The sequence below is a fragment of the Moorena sp. SIO4E2 genome, from assembly GCF_010671945.1.
In the GTDB taxonomy this organism is placed as follows: Bacteria; Cyanobacteriota; Cyanobacteriia; order Cyanobacteriales; family Coleofasciculaceae; genus Moorena; species Moorena producens.
Genome location: NZ_JAAHIE010000798.1, coordinates 1 through 2,792 on the forward strand (window position 1 = coordinate 1; position 2,792 = coordinate 2,792).

Here is a 2,792-nt window from a genome sequence, read left to right on the forward strand (position 1 = left end):
CCAGTATTTTTTTAGTCAGCTGGCTAAGCCTAAAGTAGTGCGTAATATTCTGTTGCAAGCCTACTGTCGTCCAGAAGCCGTCACTGATGAACTGGTTGATCTAATCATGGCACCAGCAGCTGATCCCGGTGCAGCTGATGTTTTTATTGCCTTTACTAGCTATTCTCAAGGACCACTACCAGAAGACCTGATCCCAATTTTGCCTTGTCCTGCGATCATACTATGGGGCAGCAAAGACCCCTGGGAACCCATTGACTTGGGACGAGAATTAGCGAAATTCCCCACTGTAGAAAAGTTTATTCCTTTAGAAGGTTTGGGTCATTGTCCCCAAGATGAAGCACCAGAGATAGTCAACCCGATTTTGCTCAATTGGATTGGGGAAAATCCGGTTTAAGGTTAGCTGGTTGAAGGTTATTAAAGGGTTGAAAGTTAGCTGGTTGAAGGTTGAAGGTTAGCTGGTTGAAGGTTGAAGGTTAGCTAGTTGAAGGTTTAAGGTTTAGTAAGCATTCAGCTCTCAGCTCACAGCTCACAGCTATCAGCTATCAGCTCTCAGCTCACAGCTATCAGCTCTCAGCTATCAGCTCACAGCTATCAGCTCTCAGCTCTCAGCTCTCAGCTTTTGAATAAAATAAGCTGACGGCTGACAGCTGACTGCTGACAGGTAGTAGGTTGGGCAAATACCAAGCCAATGACCATTTAATCTGGAATTCTGTCATTTGCCCACCCTACAATAACTATAGCTTTTGAATAAAATAAGCTGACGGCTGACCGCTGACGGCTGACCGCTGACGGCTGAATGCTTACAAGGTTTAATGTTGAAGGTTACCCAGTTGAAGGTTTAAGGTTTAATGTTGAAGGTTACCCAGTTGAAGGTTTAAGGTTTAATGTTGAAGGTTACCCAGTTGAAGGTTGAGTTAACAACAATCGCGATCGCAAATCCGCCAACACCCCCCCAACTAACCTAACATTCAACCTTCAACCCTTTAACAACCTTCAACCCTTTAACAACCTTCAACCTTCAACTATCCTTAACTGGTACCAGCTCTAATTGATAGCGATAGAGAGCCACAGGTTTTTCCAATGCTTTAAAGTAATCGGGGTCTTGTGGTGAAAGGTAAACCGCTGTGACTTGGTCAGCTTTAATGATCGGAGTAGGTGATTGATGGAACTGATATGCTGTTGTGGTTTCTACTTCGTTGAAAAAAGGTCGGCGAGTACCGCGAAAGACTTGGTTGACAACTTCTGTGGCATTGAACTGATCCGGAGCTGGTATTTCAGAAGCACGTCCAGTAATCACTGAAACTAGTTGGCTCCCGGTGCGCAGAATGGTAACCTGACGATTAGGGGAATTGGGGTCTACTTTGACGGCTCTAATTATGCGATCGCCTAAGTAAGCCCTAGCAATATTCAACCCATTGAACGCTCGGTCAGCAACCACCTCTTCAGCAACCACCTCTGAGGTAGGTTTTAATACTGATCGATTTTTTCTAGAACGTCGAGTTCTAAACGGAATAAACCAATCCCCAAGCCCTGAGCTTGATTTCCCAACTTGTTGAAACCGCACCAGAAAACTAATTGGCTCTTGTAGATGATTGCGATTACCTTCAAATCCTGGTGTCACTATTTCTGGTGCTAAAGGTGCTATCTGCTCGATCAGGGTGCTGGTAACTTTCCAAGTCCCCTTCATCCAAGTGGGATATACCAAATCCCCGGTCGCCGCTGTGACTGGCGGTTTGCTTTTCCAATCGGGAAACTGACCTAAACGCTCAGCTAACTCTCCTGCCTGAGCCTCACCACCAGCCAGGAGCAAGGTTAACACCAGACATAATCCCAAAATTCTTTTCACACCAACATTCCTCTCACCTTAGACTGGTCAGCTATCTTGCCCGTAAGGCAGGTCGCCCCATCTAATCAAGAATCAACGCCAGAGGGGAGTGCTGACCATTACCATTTTAACTTTGGGTGTATGCGCTATCGGTGTTTCCACTGAGATATGCTTTTAGATATTCCTTAGCCTAATCTAGGGCTAAATGTCAAGTATAGTTCACTCTCGCGAGAACTGTCCAAAATTTGTAGAGTTCTTCCTAATCAATAGATTTTACTTACTTTTATTTCAATTCCTGGTAATTAAAAATTAGTCTAATCAGCTTACCATAAGATAGCTTTCAACTATGTGGCTATATCAAAAATATTTAGTGAAGTTAATATAAATTAACCGGAACAAAGTTAATCAGTAATGTTCATAATAAAAGAGTATATGTAATACTAGTGTATATACTGATATCTTCATAAAGGCTTCAAGATTTCAGTTGAGCTAACCAGCCTGATGTTTACCAAACCCTGACTCAGAGTACTATTCCCCTCAGTAGTGTCCTTCAGTGTCCTTCAGTGTGATTCACTCCTAAGCAGCTGATACCCCAGGGTGCATCTGACCTCAGCTTAAAAACAGACGTATTAGGAAATTGCTAATCTCATCCTGTAGTTGACTAATGCATTTTTGAATTCAGGATAGCCAATTCAAAACGATATTACCCATGAGCCAAATCAAATTAGCTGTGAGTCAAATCAGCCAGTCCCTGGCAGCCGTATCTTTGTTGGTAGCCCATATTGGTGTGATGCCAACTCAAGCACAGATTAAAGCCGATGATAGCACTCCGACCCAAGTCACCTCCGATGGCAATCAATTTGACATTGATGGTGGAACCCCCTCTGGAGATAATATCTTTCACAGCTTTGAGGAGTTTGGTCTAGACCAAGACCAAATTGCTAACTTCCTATCTCAACCGGGTATA

At 43.5% G+C, this 2,792-nt stretch carries 3 protein-coding genes; 2 read left to right on the top strand and 1 reads right to left on the bottom strand.

Going from position 1 to position 2,792, the window contains the following annotated elements; genetic code table 11:
* On the top strand, window positions 1-394 hold a 394-nt coding region (locus F6K37_RS37355; RefSeq protein WP_287256056.1), incomplete at its 5' end, for an alpha/beta hydrolase.
* Window positions 395-1,018: 624 nt separating this feature from the next.
* Here F6K37_RS37355 and F6K37_RS37360 read toward each other — a convergent pair.
* Window positions 1,019-1,846, bottom strand: a complete 828-nt coding sequence (locus tag F6K37_RS37360; protein WP_287256058.1) for a DUF6816 family protein — start codon at window positions 1,844-1,846, stop codon at window positions 1,019-1,021.
* 688 nt (window positions 1,847-2,534) lie between these two features.
* Here F6K37_RS37360 and F6K37_RS37365 point away from each other — a divergent pair.
* Window positions 2,535-2,792, top strand: a 258-nt coding sequence (locus tag F6K37_RS37365) for a two-partner secretion domain-containing protein (RefSeq protein WP_287256060.1), incomplete at its 3' end; no start/stop codon positions are given.